Source organism: Desulfobacula toluolica Tol2 (genome assembly GCF_000307105.1).
GTDB lineage: Bacteria > Desulfobacterota > Desulfobacteria > Desulfobacterales > Desulfobacteraceae > Desulfobacula > Desulfobacula toluolica.
Window position 1 is genome coordinate 3,382,095 of the sequence record NC_018645.1, and the last position, 18,727, is coordinate 3,400,821.

At 45.9% G+C, this 18,727-nt stretch carries 15 protein-coding genes; 14 read left to right on the forward strand and 1 reads right to left on the reverse strand.

The features are described 5' to 3' along the window. The first annotated feature begins 8 nt into the window (after window positions 1–8). A complete protein-coding gene (locus TOL2_RS15380) occupies window positions 9–392 on the forward strand; it encodes a hypothetical protein (RefSeq protein ID WP_014958244.1) in 384 nt (127 codons plus the stop codon). 95 nt (window positions 393–487) lie between these two features. On the opposite strand, the gene TOL2_RS15385 is transcribed toward TOL2_RS15380, so the two are convergent. Then, the gene (locus TOL2_RS15385; RefSeq protein WP_014958245.1) at window positions 488–1,018 is read right to left on the reverse strand and encodes a peptidylprolyl isomerase; all 531 of its coding nucleotides are present in this window, start codon (window positions 1,016–1,018) and stop codon (window positions 488–490) included. Between the two features lie 618 nt (window positions 1,019–1,636). Between TOL2_RS15385 and TOL2_RS15395 the strand changes: the two genes are divergently transcribed. The 13 genes from TOL2_RS15395 (at window position 1,637) to TOL2_RS15455 (ending at window position 18,709) form a co-directional block, all read left to right on the forward strand. Then, entirely contained in the window at window positions 1,637–2,917 is a 1,281-nt protein-coding gene (locus tag TOL2_RS15395) for a (Fe-S)-binding protein (protein ID WP_014958246.1), read from the forward strand. A 34-nt stretch (window positions 2,918–2,951) separates the two neighbouring features. Next, window positions 2,952–5,987: an FAD-dependent oxidoreductase gene (locus TOL2_RS15400; RefSeq protein ID WP_014958247.1), complete on the forward strand. Its 3,036-nt coding sequence runs from the start codon at window positions 2,952–2,954 to the stop codon at window positions 5,985–5,987. 14 nt (window positions 5,988–6,001) lie between these two features. Then, window positions 6,002–6,433: a hydrogenase iron-sulfur subunit gene (locus TOL2_RS15405; protein WP_014958248.1), complete on the forward strand. Its 432-nt coding sequence runs from the start codon at window positions 6,002–6,004 to the stop codon at window positions 6,431–6,433. Continuing rightward, window positions 6,433–7,383, forward strand: coding sequence for a 4Fe-4S binding protein (locus tag TOL2_RS15410; RefSeq protein WP_014958249.1), 951 nt, complete (start codon window positions 6,433–6,435; stop codon window positions 7,381–7,383). Before TOL2_RS15405 ends, TOL2_RS15410 begins: the two co-directional genes overlap by 1 nt. Window positions 7,384–7,446: 63 nt before the next feature. Further along, entirely contained in the window at window positions 7,447–8,520 is a 1,074-nt protein-coding gene (locus tag TOL2_RS15415) for a 4Fe-4S dicluster domain-containing protein (RefSeq protein ID WP_014958250.1), read from the forward strand. Beyond that, the gene (locus tag TOL2_RS15420) at window positions 8,517–9,362 is read left to right on the forward strand and encodes an FAD/NAD(P)-binding protein (RefSeq protein ID WP_014958251.1); all 846 of its coding nucleotides are present in this window, start codon (window positions 8,517–8,519) and stop codon (window positions 9,360–9,362) included. Before TOL2_RS15415 ends, TOL2_RS15420 begins: the two co-directional genes overlap by 4 nt. 73 nt (window positions 9,363–9,435) lie before the next feature. Then, window positions 9,436–9,753: an IscA/HesB family protein gene (locus TOL2_RS15425; RefSeq protein WP_014958252.1), complete on the forward strand. Its 318-nt coding sequence runs from the start codon at window positions 9,436–9,438 to the stop codon at window positions 9,751–9,753. A gap of 21 nt (window positions 9,754–9,774) precedes the next feature. Beyond that, window positions 9,775–10,257 carry a hypothetical protein gene (locus TOL2_RS15430; protein WP_014958253.1) on the forward strand — a complete coding sequence of 161 codons (483 nt, stop codon included), beginning with the start codon at window positions 9,775–9,777 and terminating at the stop codon, window positions 10,255–10,257. 87 nt (window positions 10,258–10,344) lie between these two features. After that, window positions 10,345–13,419: an FAD-dependent oxidoreductase gene (locus TOL2_RS15435; protein WP_014958254.1), complete on the forward strand. Its 3,075-nt coding sequence runs from the start codon at window positions 10,345–10,347 to the stop codon at window positions 13,417–13,419. A 77-nt stretch (window positions 13,420–13,496) separates the two neighbouring features. Continuing rightward, window positions 13,497–14,267, forward strand: coding sequence for a hydrogenase iron-sulfur subunit (locus TOL2_RS25810; RefSeq protein WP_014958255.1), 771 nt, complete (start codon window positions 13,497–13,499; stop codon window positions 14,265–14,267). 220 nt (window positions 14,268–14,487) lie between these two features. Then, window positions 14,488–17,199 (forward strand): formate dehydrogenase subunit alpha, encoded by a 2,712-nt coding sequence (gene fdhF, locus TOL2_RS15445; protein ID WP_014958256.1) that lies wholly within the window; start codon window positions 14,488–14,490, stop codon window positions 17,197–17,199. A 20-nt stretch (window positions 17,200–17,219) separates the two neighbouring features. Next, the gene (locus TOL2_RS15450; RefSeq protein ID WP_014958257.1) at window positions 17,220–17,714 is read left to right on the forward strand and encodes an NADH-quinone oxidoreductase subunit NuoE family protein; all 495 of its coding nucleotides are present in this window, start codon (window positions 17,220–17,222) and stop codon (window positions 17,712–17,714) included. Window positions 17,715–17,728: 14 nt separating this feature from the next. After that, window positions 17,729–18,709: a (2Fe-2S) ferredoxin domain-containing protein gene (locus TOL2_RS15455; RefSeq protein ID WP_014958258.1), complete on the forward strand. Its 981-nt coding sequence runs from the start codon at window positions 17,729–17,731 to the stop codon at window positions 18,707–18,709. Window positions 18,710–18,727: the final 18 nt, after the last annotated feature.

Genomic DNA, 18,727 nt, shown 5'->3' on the forward strand with positions numbered 1-18,727 from the left:
AAATTATAATGAATCAAGCTGTATTAAAACAATTATTTACACAAGATTATCTTGACACGCTTCTACCAAAAGAAACCAGTGACAAGTTTTTTGAGGCACTTTATGGGGATGCATCAGATGGTGCATATGATATCCGGCTTGAATTCATCTCTGCCCATAACAAACGTATTGTTTTAGCATTCAACCTTATCAAGAGACCTGGAAAATGCCTGGTGTGCAGTCTGACATACGGTCTTCCCAATGTTTTTATCCGCCATCCTTTGATCAACATAAAGGGTATGATAAAAAAAATTGAAGAAAAAGGAATTAAAATAAAAAACTGGCAATTGGGCGATACTGAAGAAAACAGCAACTCACTTCATATCATTCCTTTTTTTCTGGACATGGAATAACGATCATTTTTTGACAAAAAAAGCCGGAACTGTGATGCACAGATCCGGCTTTTTTTTATACAGTGTAACCCTTTTACTTTGTAACAGGATTTTTTTCAGGCTTTGGGCAGCTTGGGAAATTGTTTTGTGATAATTTTATTCCACTCATCCAACTGAGGTTTCACCTGTTTGAACAGTGAACCGACATTTCCTTTAATGGTTATTTTATCAATGGTATCACCCTGGGCAATGCTGTCCACAACTTTCTGGTCTTCATCACTTTCAACCACACCAAACACCGTGTGCATGCCGTCAAGATGAGGGGTCGGGCCATGTGTGATAAAAAACTGGCTGCCGTTTGTTCCAGGTCCTGCATTTGCCATTGAAAGAATGCCGGGTTTGTCATGCTTGAGGTCTTTTTTAAATTCATCTTTAAATTTATAACCAGGATCACCCATTCCTGTTCCGTATGGGCATCCGCCCTGGATCATGAAGTCGGCAATAACACGATGAAATTTAAGGCCGTTATAATATTCTCTTTTTGCAAGATTTGCAAAGTTACCGCAGGTAAGGGGGGTCTGGTCGGCAAATAATTTTATATTTATCGTACCTTTGCTTGTTTCCATAATCGCTGTTAAGTCAGGCATATTTTCTCCTTTTTAATAACTGCCACAGGCAAATTTGGTTTTTTATTTAAGATTTGCCCGCAACTAAAATTGAAAAGTCTTCTTATATTTTTTTGAAGACTTTCATATAAAAAAATAAATCTGGCTGAAAATTAAGGATTTGTTTTTGTTTGTCAAATAAAAAAAGAGCGGATTAACCGGACAGGCGAATCCTCCCGCATCTTGTTGCAGTTTTAAAAAAAAAGCTTTAAACCTTTTGTTAAACGCATAAACTAATCATCAAAAACAATATATGTTATTATATATTTCTATAATTACGACTTAAATGATTTATATTATCAATTTGCTAAATCCAAAGCTTTTTTATATTCAAACGAGGATATTAATGTTCAACATGCTGGCTGTGCCATTCAAACGAAAGAATTTGGCAGGCCACACAATTTTAACGGAGAAAAAAATGCGCCACTTTCCCAAAAAACACTGAGTGTTTGAAATAAGCACTGCCCGTGCCTGGCAGATGCAATTGTGTTTTGGGGAAGCTGTGACTGCCTTCTGATCAATATTCGGCATACAATTGGTTCCCCCTTACAGGTTCATGGGTTTTAAATTGAACTTAATTCATCCTTGGAGGGATATATTATGCTGGATATACTGCAACTCAATAAAAATAATAATGGAATCAGGCAAAAGGTCAAAGAACTGGTCCCGGACGGCAACTTAAGTGCCTGCCTGACCTGTGGTGCCTGCTCAAGCGGCTGCCCTGCCACGGGCCTGATGAGTATGGACCCCAGAAAATTTTTGCGCATGGCTGTTTTAGGCATGGATACAGAACTGGAACGCCATCCCTGGGTATGGGCCTGCACAATGTGCAACCGGTGCTATGATGTCTGCCCCATGAAACTCAACATTCCTCAGCTTGTTTTTTACCTGCGCTCCCAGTGGCCCAGGCAAGAGCGGCCAAAAGGAATTTTAGGCTCCTGCGATCACCATATCAATTCAGGGGGCGGTGCCATGGGTGTTCCGCTTGAGGATTTTAAATTCACCGTGGATGACCTGGCCGAAGAGTGCCGGGAACAGGAAGGATTTGAAGATCTTGAGGTGAGTATAGACCGGGAAGGCGCCTATTTTGCCCTGAACCAGAACTCAAGAGAGCCGGTAACAGAACCGGACGAACTGCTCCCCTTATGGAAAATCCTTCACAAAGCAGGTGCTGACTGGACCTATTACTCAGAGTACTGGGGCGGTGAAAATTATTGCATGTTTCTTGCCGATGACCCGTCCTGGGAAAAAATCATCCGTGCCCAGGCTGAACATATCGACAACCTGGGGTGCAAAGTCTTTGTAAACACCGAGTGCGGACATTCCTTTTATGCTGTCTGGAGCGGACTTCAACGCTTCAACATCCCCCACAAATTCGAGTTTCGACACATTGTTGAATACTATGCCCAATGGATTCGGGAAGGCAAACTTGATGTCAATTCAGACTGGAACAAAACCGGCATCAAATTTACGGCCCAAGACCCGTGTAATGTGGTGAGAAAATCCCTTGGTGACCGGTTTGCAGATGACTTGAGATTTGTTGTCAAACAAGTTGTGGGAGAAGAAAATTTTGTTGAAATGATGCCGGGCAAATCCAACAACTACTGCTGCGGTGGCGGTGGCGGTGCCCTACAGGCAGGATACACCGACGAGCGAAGGCAATACGGAAAAACCAAATTCGAACAGATCATGGCAACAGGTGCCACTTATGTGGTTACCCCCTGCCATAATTGTCATGCACAGATTGAAGACTTAGCCCATGCCCATGACGGAAACTACCACACGGTTCACTTGTGGACCCTGATCTGTCTTTCCATGGGGATTCTTGGTGAAAACGAACGAATCTATCTTGGACCTGACCTGGCAGAATACGGACTGTAAAACCAAAAAACAATTTTTCCAAGGAGAATTTCATATGAACTCCAAACATCCCCTTGGGTCGGTCCTTGTTGCCGGAGGCGGCATTGCCGGAATCCAGGCCGCCCTTGACCTTGCCGACTCGGGATTTTATGTATACATGGTTGAACAAAGCCCTGCCATAGGCGGGGTCATGGCCCAACTGGACAAAACCTTTCCCACTAACGACTGTTCCATGTGCATCATGTCACCCAAGCTTGTGGAAGTGGGAAGGCATATCAATATCGAACTTGTCACTCTGGCATCCATTCTGGATATCCGCGGTGAAAAAGGCGATTTTATGGTGGATATCTTCCAGAAAGCCAGGTATGTCGACATGGACAAATGCGTGGGCTGCGGTGCCTGCGTGGAAAAGTGCCCCAAAAAAGTGGACGACATTTACAACGAAGGGCTGATCAAGCGCAAGGCGATTTATGTTCCTTATGCCCAGGCTGTCCCGTTGAAATATGTTATTGATCCTGAGAACTGCATCAAACTGACCCGGGATAAATGCGGTAACTGCGAGAAAGTCTGCCCGGCGGATGCCATCAATTATGAAGACACGGACAAGACCCATACCATCAATGTGGGTTCTGTGATACTGGCACCCGGTTTTAAACCTTTTCATCCGCAAGATTCTCTTGTTTATGGATGGGCTGCCTCAAAAAATGTGGTGACCTCCCTTGAATTTGAGCGCCTGCTTTCAGCATCCGGCCCCAACCAGGGCCACATTGTGCGCATGTCCGACCACGAAACCCCAAAAAGCATTGCCTGGCTGCAATGTGTTGGGTCCCGTGACGTCAATCAATGCGATAATGCACATTGTTCATCTGTTTGCTGCATGTATGCCATCAAGCAGGCCATCATCGCCAAAGAGCATGACCCGGCATTATCATGCACCATTTTCTATATGGACATGCGAACCCACGGCAAAGGATTTGAGGCCTGCTTCAATGAAGCAAAAGACAAGCATGATATCCGGTTTGTCCGTTGCAGGGTTCATTCGGTCAACCAGTCCCTGGACAACCCAATGCAAACACTTGTCTATTTTGATGATGAAACAGGCGAATTATCAAGAGAAGAAGTGGATATAGTCGTCTTGTCCGTGGGCATGGAAATTGATAAGAAAACCAAAACCTTTGCCGAAAAAATCGGAATTGAACTTACAGACCAGGGATTTTGCAAAACCCAATCTTTTACTCCCACTGCCACAAGCCGGGACGGTATTTATGTGTGCGGGGCCTTCCAGGGGCCCAAGGACATTCCGCAATCAGTGATAGAAGCCGGTTCAGCCGCCCTGTGTGCCGGAACTGCCGTGTCCGAAGCCCGGGGCAGCCTTGTGAAAACCATTGAAGAAATCCCGGAAAGGGATATCACAGGTGAGGTGCCCAGAATCGGTGTATTTGTCTGCCATTGCGGCATTAATATAAGCGGCGTGGTGGATGTACCTGCTGTTCGGGACTATGCTGCTGCCCTGCCCTTTGTGGAATTTGCCGATGACAACCTTTATTCCTGCTCACAGGACGCTCAGGAGATTATCTCCGGTATCATCCGGGACAAAAATCTTAACCGGGTGGTCGTGGCCGCCTGCAGCCCCAGAACCCATGAACCGCTTTTCCAAGAGACACTTGCCTGTGCAGGCTTGAACAAATACCTGTTTGAAATGGTGAACATCAGGAACCACAACTCCTGGGTTCACAAGGATAACCCTGAGCAAGCAACCCAAAAAGCCATGGACAGCGTTGCAATGGCCGTATCCAAGGTGGCGCTTTTTGCGCCGCTCAAAGAAGAAAGCCTTTCCATCAACAAAGGGCTTCTGGTCATTGGCGGCGGTATTTCCGGCATGACGTCAGCATTGTCCATGGCAAACCAGGGCTTTAGCGTGGATCTTGTGGAAAAAGAAAACCAGTTGGGAGGACAAGCCCGCCATATTTTTAAAACCTCAACCGGTGCTGATGTTCAAGAGGCTTTAGAGATCATGCGTTGTTCCGTTATGACCCATACAAATATTCAAGTACACCTTGAAACCCAGTTGTCCGAAGTCAAGGGCTTTGTGGGAAATTTTACAACCACGTTGACCACGGATTCCGGCGAAACCGTTGTGGAACACGGAGCCGCCATAATTGCCACAGGAGCGGCCGAATACAAACCCGACGAATACATGTACAAAAAAGATCCCAGAGTAATGACCGGTCTGGAGCTGGACAACGGAATCATGCAGGAAAATCCAGGCATCATGACTGCAAAAACAGCGGTATTCATCCAATGCGTGGGATCAAGACAACCGGAAAGGCCCTATTGTTCAAGGATATGCTGCACCCATTCCATTACATCCGCTCTTCATTTAAAACAAATCAACCCAAAAATGGACGTATATGTTCTGTACAGGGATATCCGCACCTATGGCGAAAAGGAACTGCTATACCAGGAGGCCAGAGAAAAAGGCGTTATTTTTATCCGGTATGATCAGAACAACAAACCCATGGTCACAAAAGGCGACAAACACCTTGATATTGTTGTAACCGACCACATCCTCAAATCCCCTGTTCTGATCAAAACCGATCTTCTGGTATTAGCCAGTGCTGTTGTGTCCCGCCGGGACGACGCCCTTGCACAAATGTTCAAGGTGCCCATGGACAGTGACGGTTTTTTTGCAGAAGCCCATGTCAAACTGGCCCCGTCAAATTTTGCCGTGGACGGGGTATTTTTGTGCGGGCTTGCCCATTATCCCAAACCCATTGACGAATCCATTGCCCAGGCCCAGGCAGCTGCTGCCGGAGTAAGCCGGCTTTTTGCCAAAACACAGATCAAAACCCTTGGCAACACCGCTGCCGTAGACACAACCATCTGTAGTTCCTGCGGAGTCTGCATTGAGGTGTGCCCCTACAATGCCCCCTTCTTTATTGAAGAAGGTCGGGACCAGGGAAAAGCCGCTGTAAATTCCGTGCTTTGCAAAGGATGCGGAGTGTGTGTGGCCTCCTGCCGCTCGGGAGCTTCAGGGCTCAAGGGATTTGAAGAAGAACAGATCATGGCCATGATTGATCATGCCTTTTAACCGGAGCTATTAATATGAAAGAATTTGAACCCAAAATCATCACTTTTCTGTGCAACTGGTGCAGCTATGGCGCTGCCGACTTAGCCGGTGTCAGCCGGTTCCAATACCCCGCTAACATGAGAATCGTCAGGGTTCCCTGCTCCGGCCGGGTATCTGCAAAAATGATCCTCTATGCAATCCGCAACGGTGCGGACGGCGTCTGGATATCAGGATGCCATCCAGGAGACTGCCACTATATTGAAGGCAACTATTATGCCCGGCGCAAATTTACCCTGCTCAAGGAACTGCTGGAATATACCGGACTTGAACCCGGACGGCTGCAATTTTCATGGATTTCCTCGGCCGAAGGAGTCAAGTTTGCAGACATAGCCCGGCAGGTGATTGAAGAGATCACACAATTAGGCCCTGCCTGCCACCTTGTCAAAACACTTCCCGAGGTGGCCTGATGAACAAGATAACCCAGAATATCAGAACCCTGGCAAAACAATTGCTGGAAGAAAAAACCGTGGACAGTGTCATCGGATTTCAACAGGCAAGTCTTGCCCACATGACCCGGCCTTTTATGGCAAAAACCATTGAAGATGCTCAAGAGCTTGTGTTTAACTGCAACTGCCGCATGAACCTGACCAACTATCTTTCCGGCTTGAAAAACAAGGTAGGTATTGTTGTCAAAGGGTGTGACAGCAGAAACCTGGTCACCCAGCTTATTGAAAACAGAATCAACAGGGATCAGCTGTATATCATCGGAGTTCCATGCACCGGGCTTGCAGATAAAACAAAGCTGCTCAATACGGCAAAAGGCCTGGACATCGTGTCTGTGGAAGATGACAATGATACCATTGTGATAAAAACAGACAATTGTTCAATGTCCATTGAGAAAGAGGAGATACTGCAAGACAATTGCAGAACATGTATCCGGCACAACCCGGTTATCCATGATGTACTGGCAGGCCCGGCTGTCCCGGAATCCGAAATTCAAGACCGGTTCAAAGATGTCGAAAAAATTGAAGCTTTAAACCCTGATGATAAAAAATCCTTTTTTGAAGACCTGCTTGATACTTGTATCCGCTGTTATGCATGCCGGGACGCATGCCCCCTGTGCTATTGTCCCACCTGTTTTGTGGATGAATCCCGGCCCCAGTGGGTGGGCAAGACAACAGACCCTGTGGATACACGGACCTATCATCTGGTCAGGGCCTTTCACGACGCCGGTCGGTGTACGGACTGCGGGGCCTGTGAAGCAGCGTGCCCCATGAATATCCCCATACGAGTCTTTACCCGGAAAACCATAAAAGACTGTGTTCAGTATTTCGGGGTTGAGGCTGGCATGGATGAAACACTGCGGCCTGCGCTGGACAAATTCAGCCTGGAAGATCCGCAACCTTTCATCCGGTGACGGATTTTTACATCTACAGTCTTGCCAAGACTTTAGAACCATATCAGACATAAAGGATATATCATGGAAATGATCAGCATACATAAAACCAACCTGGCAGAAGCCATGGCCAAAGCCCAGAAGACCTATACCCTTGCAGGCCCGGTAGCAACCCTGCACGGCTATACTTTCAGAGAGCTTGAAAAAGGCGAACCCCCGGATTTTAACTATACCCATACCTATTTATCCCCAAAGGCAGTTGTTTTTCCCCAATCCGAACTTTTGTTCCATTTCAAAGGAACAAGCATGGGGAATATACCTGCCGGTCTGTCCCAGCCGCCCATAAATTCCCCTTCCAGGGCGGCTGTGGGCATCCGGCCCTATGACGCCAAAGCTATCAGGATGCTGGCGTACAATTTTGACACCACTGAATTTCAAGACCCCTATTTTATGAACCATTATAAAAACCTGACCCTTGTGGGGCTGGCTGAAAAAAATCCAGACCCTGCCAATTTCAGCACCAGCTGTGGAACAGGCCCTTTTGATGAAACGTATCTGGATATTTTGCTGGTGGATACAGGAGATGAGTTTACAGGAAAAATCCTTACCCCAAAAGGCAAAGCCTTTGCCGATACCGCCGGTTTCACACCGGCAGATCCGGGCATGGCTGAAACAATCAATGCATTAAAACACGAGGCTGAGGCAAAGATTGCATCCAATCCGGCCTTTTTACCCCAAAAAGTCATGGAAAATTTAAAAACCATTGCAAACTTAGAAACCCTGGACCTGTACAATGCACCGATATGGGAAGATCTGGCCTTTGGTTGCATCAACTGCAGCACCTGCACCTTTGTCTGCCCGACCTGCTGGTGCTTTGACATTCAAGATGAGACAGACGGTCAAGAAGGTGTCCGCATCAAACTGTGGGATTCGTGCATGTCCGATCTTTATTCAACCCATGCTTCAGGCCACAATCCAAGGGAAAAGGGGTGGCAGCGCTTTAGAAACCGATTCATGCACAAACTCAAATATTTTCCCGACAAATACGGCCATGGAGTTATGTGCGTGGGATGTGGCAGGTGTATCAGTTCCTGCCCTGCCGGTATTGACATCAGAACCATAAGTCAAACCCTGAACCAGCTGGAGGCGGTCAAGTGAAAAATCCATACAAACCTTTTCCGGTAAAAATAGAAGACATTAAAACAGAAACCCATGACAGGTCCCTGAAAACTTTTACTTTTATCTTTGATCACAAAGAAGATGAAAACGCCTTTTCCTATACACCCGGTCAGTTTGCCATGCTGTCCATCCCCTGTGTGGGAGAAATCCCCATCGGCATTGCCTCGGCTCCCTGCGAACAAGGTGCAGTAAAATTCACCGTGTTTAAGACCGGAAAGGTAACCTCTTTTTTGCACAACATGAAAAAAGGGGATGAGATGGGCATTCGTGGTCCCTTTGGCAATGGGTTTCCCTTAAAAGAGATGAAAGACAAAAACCTGCTTATCATCGGCGGAGGCTTTGCTTTCACCACGCTGAGATCCTTGATAAAAACCCTGCTTCAACCCGGTGTACGCAAAGATTTCAATCAGATTGACGTGGTCTATGGAGCAAGAAATCCTGGCATGCTGCTTTACAGGGAGGAGCTTGCGGACTGGAACAAAAGAGATGATATTCACATGCATATCACAGTGGACACAACAGATGATGAAAACTGGCCGTACCATACCGGTTTTGTCCCGACGGTTGTGCAAGAATGTGTTCCGAGAAATGACAATAACACCATGGCCATAGTCTGCGGCCCGCCGGTCATGATCAAATTCACCCGACCGGTTCTCACAGACCTTGATTACAGTGATGAGGAGATTCTCATGAGTCTTGAAAACAGGATGAAATGCGGAATCGGCATGTGCGGCAGGTGCAACATCGGCAAAGAACTGGTGTGCAAGGACGGCCCTGTTTTCACACTTGAAGAACTCAACCGGACACCCGGAGAATTTTAATCCAATTGAACAGACAAACAAACAAAATTAAAGGTCTGTTTGCCCTTTTAACAAATCAAAGGAGATACTCGATATGATCACAGTCAGCAAATCAGCACAAGAACAGGTAAGTGCATATTTCAAAAACAACCAACAAGATCCCCAGCCGATAAGAATTTTTGTTACAAGCACCTGCAGCGGCCAATCGCTTTCCATGGCCCTGGATAAGGTAACCCCGGAAGATTCGGTTTTCACACATGAAGGGGTGGATTACATAATGGAAACATCGCTTCTGGAACAGGCCAAACCGGTTGAAGTAGAGTATACGGGAACAGGCTTTAACATTACTTCAAAACTTGAATTAGCCGGTGGCTGCGGATCTTGCGGCAGCAGCGGCTCCTGCTGCGAATAAACCGTAAAAGGGGAAAAAATCATGATCGCAAATATACGGGTACATTCAAAAGTGGAAAAAGCCATACAACAGATGGCAAATCAGGACAATGCCCCGAAAATAGCCGCCTTAAGAGCCCAAAAAATTATCGATACCCTGATCAAAGGCTGCCGTATCTCCCATGTTGGAAAATTTTCCAGGAAAAAGGATCTGCGGATAAAAAACGTGTTCAAATTCAACCTTGGAAAAGGGTATCGGCTGGTAAGCATCAAAGAGCAGGATATCTTGTATATTCTGTTTATCGGTGACCATGACCAGTGCGATCGGTGGCTTGACACATACAGAAAAAAAAGGCCCCATAAAATACCTATTCCCTTAAACATATATGGTGTTTCAAGTCTGAATAAAAACAACCCCAAAAAACTTGATTACCAGGATATAAAACATGATGACGCAAAATATTTACCTGAAATCACACAAGAAGATCTTCGAAAAGTATTCTGCGGCATTGTAAGTAATTCCTGATTCTGAATACGATAAAAAAATCAAATCCAGGCATTGGCAACACAATGCCTGGTATCGTACCCCAATCAATTTAAAAAATGGTGAACTATGGAAAACATATCAGTTAAAAAAAATTTTGGCGACGTAATGGTCGTTGGCGGAGGAATCAGCGGGATTCAGGCATCTCTTGATCTTGCCACTTCAGGATATAAAGTGTATCTGGTTGAAAAGTCACCCACCATCGGCGGCAAGATGGCCCAGTTAGACAAAACCTTTCCCACCAATGACTGCTCCATGTGCATTGAATCTCCCAAGTTCCTTGAATGCAAACGCCATCCCAACATAGAAATCATGACCTTGACTGAAATTAAAAATGTTGAGGGAAATGCAGGAGATTTTAAGATAACACTGATCAAAAAACCCAGATACGTTGATGAGGAAAAATGCACTGGTTGCACAAGTTGTACGGAATATTGTCCAATTGAAGTTTCAGACCCTTTTAATCAGAACATATCGAAAAACAAAGCTGTTCATATGTTCTTTGCACAGGCAATTCCCCTTACTCCTTATATAGATGAAAAATGTGTTTACCTTGACGGTGAACGGTGTACCATCTGCCTTGGAATCTGTAAAAATGACGCCCTGGATTTTAACCAGGCACCTGAGACCATAGAAGTCCATACAGGAGCCATCGTTCTGGCCTTGGGCATTGAGCCTTTTGACCCCATGCTCAAAAACGATTACGGATATGGAATAATGCAGAATGTAGTAACCAGCCTTGACTATGAGCGGCTGTTATGCGCCACAGGGCCTTATGAAGGAGAAATCCTGCGCGCTTCCGACAAAAAACATCCCCACAAAATTGCCTGGATTCACTGCGTTGGTTCCAGACGGGTCACCCCCGGCGACAACAGCTATTGTTCCGCAGTCTGCTGCACCTACACACAAAAGCAGGTGATTTTAACCAAAGACCATGATGAGAAAGTTGAATGCACAATATTCCATAACGATATACGCTCCTACAGCAAAGGATTTGAACGATTTTACCAGAGAACGGAAGATCTTCCAGGGATTCGCTTTATCAGAAGTTATGTCTCTGTTGGAAGAGAAATTCCGGAAAGCAAAAACGTAACTCTCAGATACGCAACTGACGAAGATGGCGTTAAAGAAGAGGAATTTGATATGGTGGTATTGTCTGTGGGGCTTGAGCCGCCTGCAGATTATAAAGATCTGGCAGACAAATTCGGCATTGAACTCAACGCCCACGGATTCTGCAAAATAAATCCTGCCAACCCCATTGAAACAACCAGGCCGGGCATTTTTGTAAGCGGAGCTTTTCAGGGTCCCATGGATATTCCTGAATCGGTTTTCACCGCCAGCGGGGCCTGTTCCCAGTGCGGAGAACTGCTGTCCTACAGAAAAGGCCGGCTGTCCAAAGAAAGGATATATCCGGAAGAAAGGGATATCACGGGAGAAGAACTTAAGATTGGGGTTTTTGTATGCCATTGCGGTGCCAACATCGGAAGAATTGTCAATGTCCCTTCAGTGGTTGAGTATGCCCTGACCCTTCCCAATGTTGTCTATGCACAGGAACAGCTCTTTTCATGTGCAACAAATTCCGCCCAGGAAATAACAGACATGATAAAAGAAAAAAACCTCAACCGTGTAATCGTGGCTGCCTGCACCCCCAGAACCCATGAACCTGTATTCCGGGACACTTTGAGGGAAGGCGGTATCAATCAATATCTTTACGACATGGTAAACATAAGAGAACATTGCTCATGGGTACACTCTAAAGAGCCGGAAGAAGCCACTCAAAAAGCAAAGGATTTACTCCGGATGTCCGTATCACGGACCAAACACCTGGAACCGTTAAAGGAATTTGATCTGCCGGTCAACAAGGCGGCAATAGTTGTGGGCGGCGGTCTGGCTGGCATGACCGGTTCTCTTAGTCTTGCCAACCAGGGGTTTGAGGTTCACTTGCTGGAAAAGGACTCCCAATTGGGGGGAATGGCCCGGCGTCTTCACACCACCATTGATGGAATGGATGTTCAAGCCTATATGAATGATCTGATACATCAGGTTTATCAAAATCCCGGAATCCATGTGTCCCATGAGACTGTCATCAAGGATGTTGAGGGGTATGTGGGCAATTTTGTCACCACGGTGGAAACAGAAGGCAGAATTAAAACCATCAAACATGGTGCAGCAATCCTTGCCACAGGTGCGGCCGAATACAAGCCTGACGAATACCTTTATGGACAAAACGACCAGGTACTCACCCAGCTGGATCTGGAAGAAAATATTTTTAAAAACGATGAGCGGCTTACCAATGCCGAAAGCCTTGTGATGATACAATGCGTGGGCTGCAGAAACCAGGAACGAAATTACTGCTCCCGGATATGCTGTACCCATGCAATAAAAAACGCCCTGAAATTAAAAGAAATAAACCCTGAAATGCAGATTTATATTCTGTTCAGGGATATGCGAACATATGGATTTAATGAAGATTACTACAGGGAAGCGGCGCAAAAAGATATACGGTTTATCCGTTATACTCAAAAGGACAAACCCGTGGTGGAAGCTGTGGATCAAAGCGGCCAGCCTGTTTTAAGAGTAACCGTTCCAGATCCTGTTTTAGGCCGGAAAATTGAATTGGACGCAGACCTGCTTGTTCTGTCCGCTGCTGTTATTCCCCCGGCAGACATTGAGGATGTATCCAAATTATTCAAGGTGGCGTTAAGCCCAGAGGGATTTTACCAGGAAGCCCATGTAAAATTAAGACCTGTCGACTTTGCCGCAGAAGGCGTTTTTCTTTGCGGTGCAGCCCATTATCCCAAGCATATATCCGAATCCATTAACCAGGCATATGGCGCAGCCGGGCGGGCTGCAGTGCTTCTCTCACAAGACACGGTCACGGCATCCGGTTCTGTTTGCGAGGTGGATGAAGACAAATGTATCTCCTGCGGAGCATGCATCACAGCCTGTACCTATGGTGCCATACAATTTCATGACACCCCGAAAGGCAAAAAGGCCGAGGTTATTCCTGTTCTGTGCAAAGGGGATGGTCTGTGTAATGCAAAATGTCCTGTGGACGCGATCTTTCTAAAACATTATACTGATGAGGAAATTTTGCATCAGGTTGACGCTCTGTTTTCAAATCCTGAGACGGCAATTGCCTGACAAAAAAGGAATCAGCCATTCCAACTAAAACAGGCAAACTTAAACAGGCAAACTTAAAAAAAGCAAAGGAATTCAAAATGAATAGACAAAAAAATATTACGCCCAGGATAGTCGGTTTTTTATGTAATTGGTGTTGTTACGGAGGAGCGGATCTTTGCGGTGTATCCCGGTTTCAATATCCCCCTTATCTGAGGGTTGTACGATTAATGTGTTCCGGCAGAGTTGATCTGAAATTTATACTACGAGCATTTTCCAATGGATCAGACGGCGTGTTTGTGGGTGGTTGCCATTTGAATGACTGTCATTATAATCCAGAGGGCAATTATGATGCGTTAATCATGTCCAAAATATGCATAAAACTATTGGAACATATAGGGATCAACCCTGAAAGGTTCAGGCTTGAATGGGTATCTGCAGGTGAAGGAATCCGTTTTGCAGATATCATGAATGAATTCAGCCGCAAGATAAAGCAATTAGGGCCTCTTGGCACAAGCGAAGGAATAGACAAAAAAGAACTGGCATTTAAACTCGAAGCTGTTGGAAAAATGATTCCATACATTAAACTTTGGGAAAGAGAGCGCCTGAGAATACCTGTCAGAAGTGAAGAAGCATATGATAATTTTTTTGCCGGCAAAGATCTGGACAGATTGTTTGATGAAACAATTGCAGACAAACTGGCAGTCAGCCAGATCATGCTGCTCTTAAAAGACACTCCCCTTTCAACAAACGATATCAGTGAAAAACTGCGCCTTAATCCATCAGAGATATCCAGGCACATGATCAATTCATCACGGCATGGCATGGTAAAATATGATACGGCAAGCAAATGTTATCAGCGAGTCCAGTGATAAATGGGTTTACCAAAGAATTTTGGTAAAGAAGACTATTAGGAATAAAGTCTTGTCGAAGTCAATGGCTGGACAAAACTCGTTAAGGAATGCTTTGCCTCACGCTCAACATCCTATCTGCAGGATGCGTTTATACTGACCCAGTCTCTTTCATTTCACTTATACCATTCCGCTGTTGGTTGGAGGTGATAAAACAACAATTTGACAGGACATGTATTTTATGAAAACAAAACAAACCATTACAATTAATGGAAAGGTTTTCCCCTTTAAAAAAGAAGAAACAATCCTGGAGGCGGCAGAAAGAAATGAAATTTTTATTCCAACACTCTGCCATTTGAAAGGAACCACCCCCACGGGTGCCTGTAGAATCTGCATGGTTGAGGTAAAAGGGGCCCGCAGCCTTGTGGCATCCTGCGCTGCCCCCGCTGAACCTGGAATGGAGGTAAAAACAGAGTCAAATGAAGTAATCCGGTCCCGAAAACTGACCCTGGCCCTCATGCTTTCGTCGGGATACCACGACTGTCTTTTGTGTCCGGCCACAGGAAAATGTACCCTCCAGGCCCTGGCCTATCGCTATAATGTCAACGGACGACGTTTTGAAACTTCAAAATCCCGTTATCCCCTGGAAAATATCAATCCATTTATCATCCGGGATTTTTCAAAATGTATTCTTTGCGGCCGGTGTGTCCAGGCCTGCAATGATGTTCAGGTAAATAATGCCATTGACCTGGGATACCGGGGAGTTGCAGCTAAAGTGGTAACTGCCGGGGACAGAACCCTGAAGGATTCAGACTGTGTTTTCTGCGGAGAATGTATCCAGGTCTGCCCGGTAGGAGCCTTATATCCCAAGGATGCCCTGCACAAGCCCAGATACGGGGAAACCGAAAAAGTCAGAACCACCTGTAGTTATTGCGGGGTGGGTTGCCAGATGCACCTGCATATAAAAGATAACCGGGTCCAACGGATCACCGGGGCAGATACCGCTCCAAACAACGGCAGCCTGTGCGTCAAAGGCAGATTCGGATATGACTTTATCCATTCAGAGGAAAGGCTTACCCATCCTCTGATCCGTGAAAAAGACGGATTTAGAAAAGTCAGCTGGGATGAGGCCCTCAAAAAAATTGCGGATCATTTCACGAAAATTAAACTCCAGGACGGACCGGATAAAATGGGAGTGCTGGTTTCAGCAAGAATGACCAACGAAGACAATTACATTGCTCAAAAATTTGCCAGAACGGTCCTGAAAACCAATAATATCGACCATTGTGCCCGGCTGTGCCATGCATCCACAGTTGCCGGCCTGGCAGCATCTTTTGGCAGCGGTGCCATGACCAACCCCATTGCCGACATTGAAAATGCAAGGGTCATCCTGGTAACCGGGTCCAATACCACGGAAACCCACCCGGTACTCTCCGGTTTTATCAAAAGGGCCGTAAAATTCAACAAGGCCAGGCTCATTGTGATTGATCCTCGGCAGATCACCCTGACCCGATTCGCAGAAAAATGGCTCCGGCCGGAACCGGGAACCAATGTCGCATGGATCAACGGTCTCATGCATGTGATCCTCAAGGAAAATTTACATGATCCCGATTTTATCCGGCAGCGGACTATTGACTTTGACAAGCTCAAGAAAAGCCTTGAACCTTATACCCCTGAATATGTTGCATCCCTGACCGGAATTAAGGAAAAAGCCCTGATTGAAACCGCCCGAATTTATGCAGCGGGAGCACCGTCCAGTATTATTTACTGCATGGGCATTACCCAGCACTCATCCGGTACCGACAATGTCAAGGCCCTGGCCAATCTGGCCATGCTTTGCGGCTATATGGGGATTGAAGGCGGCGGCGTCAACCCGTTGCGGGGACAGAACAATGTTCAAGGAGCCTGTGACATGGGCGGTCTTCCCAATGTTTATCCCGGATACAAGCCCGTAACAGACCCAGTTGTCAGAGCTGATATGGAAAAGGCATGGCAGGTTGCCGACCTTTCCCCCATACCAGGAATGACGGTAACCGAAATGATCCCGGCAGCCGCAGAAAAAAAGATAAAATCTCTTTATATCATTGGTGAAAATCCCATGGTTTCAGACCCGGATATCGGCCATGTAAAAAAATGCCTGAAAAATCTTGATCTCCTGGTTGTTCAGGATATTTTCATGACTGAAACGGGAAAATTGGCTCATGTAGTACTGCCTGCAACCTGTTTTGCTGAAAAAAACGGCACTTTCACCAATACGGAAAGACGAATCCAGCGGATCAGAAAAGCGGTCTCCCCGCCGGGAAATGCCTTGGGGGACTGGCAGATTATCTGTAGGTTAGCTGGACAAATGGGAATGGGCATGAGCTATAAAAACAGCCGGGAAATCATGGATGAGATCGCTTCGGTCACTCCGTCCTATGCCGGGGTGACCTATGAACGGCTTGAAGAAAAAGGAATTCACTGGCCCTGTCCGCAAAAAGATCATCCGGGCACACCAATTTTGCACCAGGAAACCTTTACCAACGGCAAAGGTGTTTTTCACGCTATTGAATTCAGAGTACCGGCGGAAGAAACCTGTCCGGAATATCCTTTAATATTGACCACCGGCCGTCTACTTTATCAGTATCACACCGGCACCATGACCATGAAGACGGCAGGCCTGAATGAAATTGCTCCTGAAAGCCATATCGAAATTTCATCTGAAGATGCTCAAAACGCTGGTTTAAGAGATGGAGAAATAGCAGAACTGTCTTCAAGACGAGGGATGGTAACTGCCCGGATAAGCATTTCCCCAAAAGCGGTTAACGGTACTGTTTTCATGCCTTTCCACTATGCCAGGGCTGCTGCCAATGTATTGACCAACACAGCTTTGGATCCTGTTGCTAAAATACCGGAACTGAAAGTATGTGCCGTAAAATTGCGCAATATAAAACCCAGTAGCATAATTTATTAAAAATACGGAGCAAAATCCATATGAATCTTGAAAGATACCATTGTCATGAAGATATCACTGAAATAATGTGGGAAAAAATTGATATTATCATTGAGACCTATAAAAACACGCCGGGTGCGGTGATTACTGTGTTGCGGGAATGTCAGAATATTGTCGGTTACCTGCCGTGCGAACTGATTGATCATATTGCAGCCGGCATGAATCTGCCCGGAAGCGAAATTTTTGGGGTGGCATCCTTTTACTCTCTTTTTTCACTGACACCCAAAGGGCGACATACCATCAAGGTCTGCACCGGCACAGCCTGCTATGTAAAAGGCATCCGGGAATCCGTCTCCAGAATCGAAAATGAATACAACCTTAAAGAAGGCCAGACAACGGATGACCAACGTTTTTCCCTGGAATGCGTACGATGCCTCGGGGCCTGCGGCCTGGCCCCGGTCATGGTTGTAGGAGATGATACCCATGGAGACATAGCAGCAGAAAATGTCATTAAAATTTTGGATGATTACAAATAAAAAAGGCCATACCGATGAAAAGACTGACGGAAAAAAAGCTGACAGCTCTCAGGGAGAAAAAAAAGAAGCAACAGTCGGCTACTGAACGGAGCAAAGTTTTAATCTGTGGCGGGACCGGCTGCCATGCAACCGGTTCTATTGCTGTTAAAAATGCCCTGACAGACGAAATCAAAAAAAAGAGCCTGTCAAAAAAAGTTGATGTCATTGAAACCGGGTGTAATGGATTTTGTGCCCTTGGTCCTTTAATGGTTGTGGAACCTGATGGCATCTTCTACACAAAACTTTCCTGTGAAGATATCCCTGAACTGGTTGAAGAACAACTGATGAACCACATCACTGTGGACCGCCTTTTGTTCAAAGATCCGATCACAAAAAAGCGAATCGCAAGACAGGATGACATTGCTTTTTTCTCTCACCAGATGCCCAGGGCACTTAGAAACAAGGGCTTGATTGATCCGGAAAACATTGACGATTATATTGCTCAGGACGGGTATCTGGCTCTTGCCAAAACACTCAACAAAATGAGTCCGGAACAGATTGTGGATGAAATGAAAAAATCCGGCATCCGGGGACGGGGAGGTGCGGGATTTCCCACAGGCTTGAAATGGGATTTTGCCCGGCAAAGTAAAGAAGAAGTTAAATATGTCCTGTGCAATGCAGACGAAGGTGATCCAGGAGCTTTCATGGACCGAAGCATTCTGGAGGCAGACCCCCATTGTCTGCTGGAAGGAATGACCATTGCAGCCATAGCTATACAGGCTTCTAAAGGCTATATTTATTGCCGAACCGAATACCAGCTGGCCATCAAAAGATTGGAAATCGCTATTACCCAGGCTAAAAGTTATGGACTGCTGGGAAAGGATATCCTGAATACAGGGTATAGTGGACCCCAATGTCAAGACAGTTTTTCATTCAATTTAAGCGTCATTTTCCATTTTGAAAATGTTCGTAATTCTGTGTCACGGTTCGGCGTTCAGATTTGCTTCGGCGACTAGCGGAAGTGGAAACCAGGC

Bases quoted from the DNA above. Each gene is read 5' to 3' on its own strand.
- TOL2_RS15380 (WP_014958244.1), top strand. From the start codon at position 9: ATGAATCAAGCTGTATTAAAACAATTATTTACACAAGATTATCTTGAC.
- TOL2_RS15385 (WP_014958245.1), bottom strand. From the start codon at position 1,018: ATGCCTGACTTAACAGCGATTATGGAAACAAGCAAAGGTACGATAAAT.
- TOL2_RS15395 (WP_014958246.1), top strand. From the start codon at position 1,637: ATGCTGGATATACTGCAACTCAATAAAAATAATAATGGAATCAGGCAA.
- TOL2_RS15400 (WP_014958247.1), top strand. From the start codon at position 2,952: ATGAACTCCAAACATCCCCTTGGGTCGGTCCTTGTTGCCGGAGGCGGC.
- TOL2_RS15405 (WP_014958248.1), top strand. From the start codon at position 6,002: ATGAAAGAATTTGAACCCAAAATCATCACTTTTCTGTGCAACTGGTGC.
- TOL2_RS15410 (WP_014958249.1), top strand. From the start codon at position 6,433: ATGAACAAGATAACCCAGAATATCAGAACCCTGGCAAAACAATTGCTG.
- TOL2_RS15415 (WP_014958250.1), top strand. From the start codon at position 7,447: ATGGAAATGATCAGCATACATAAAACCAACCTGGCAGAAGCCATGGCC.
- TOL2_RS15425 (WP_014958252.1), top strand. From the start codon at position 9,436: ATGATCACAGTCAGCAAATCAGCACAAGAACAGGTAAGTGCATATTTC.
- TOL2_RS15430 (WP_014958253.1), top strand. From the start codon at position 9,775: ATGATCGCAAATATACGGGTACATTCAAAAGTGGAAAAAGCCATACAA.
- TOL2_RS15435 (WP_014958254.1), top strand. From the start codon at position 10,345: ATGGAAAACATATCAGTTAAAAAAAATTTTGGCGACGTAATGGTCGTT.
- TOL2_RS25810 (WP_014958255.1), top strand. From the start codon at position 13,497: ATGAATAGACAAAAAAATATTACGCCCAGGATAGTCGGTTTTTTATGT.
- fdhF (WP_014958256.1), top strand. From the start codon at position 14,488: ATGAAAACAAAACAAACCATTACAATTAATGGAAAGGTTTTCCCCTTT.
- TOL2_RS15450 (WP_014958257.1), top strand. From the start codon at position 17,220: ATGAATCTTGAAAGATACCATTGTCATGAAGATATCACTGAAATAATG.
- TOL2_RS15455 (WP_014958258.1), top strand. From the start codon at position 17,729: ATGAAAAGACTGACGGAAAAAAAGCTGACAGCTCTCAGGGAGAAAAAA.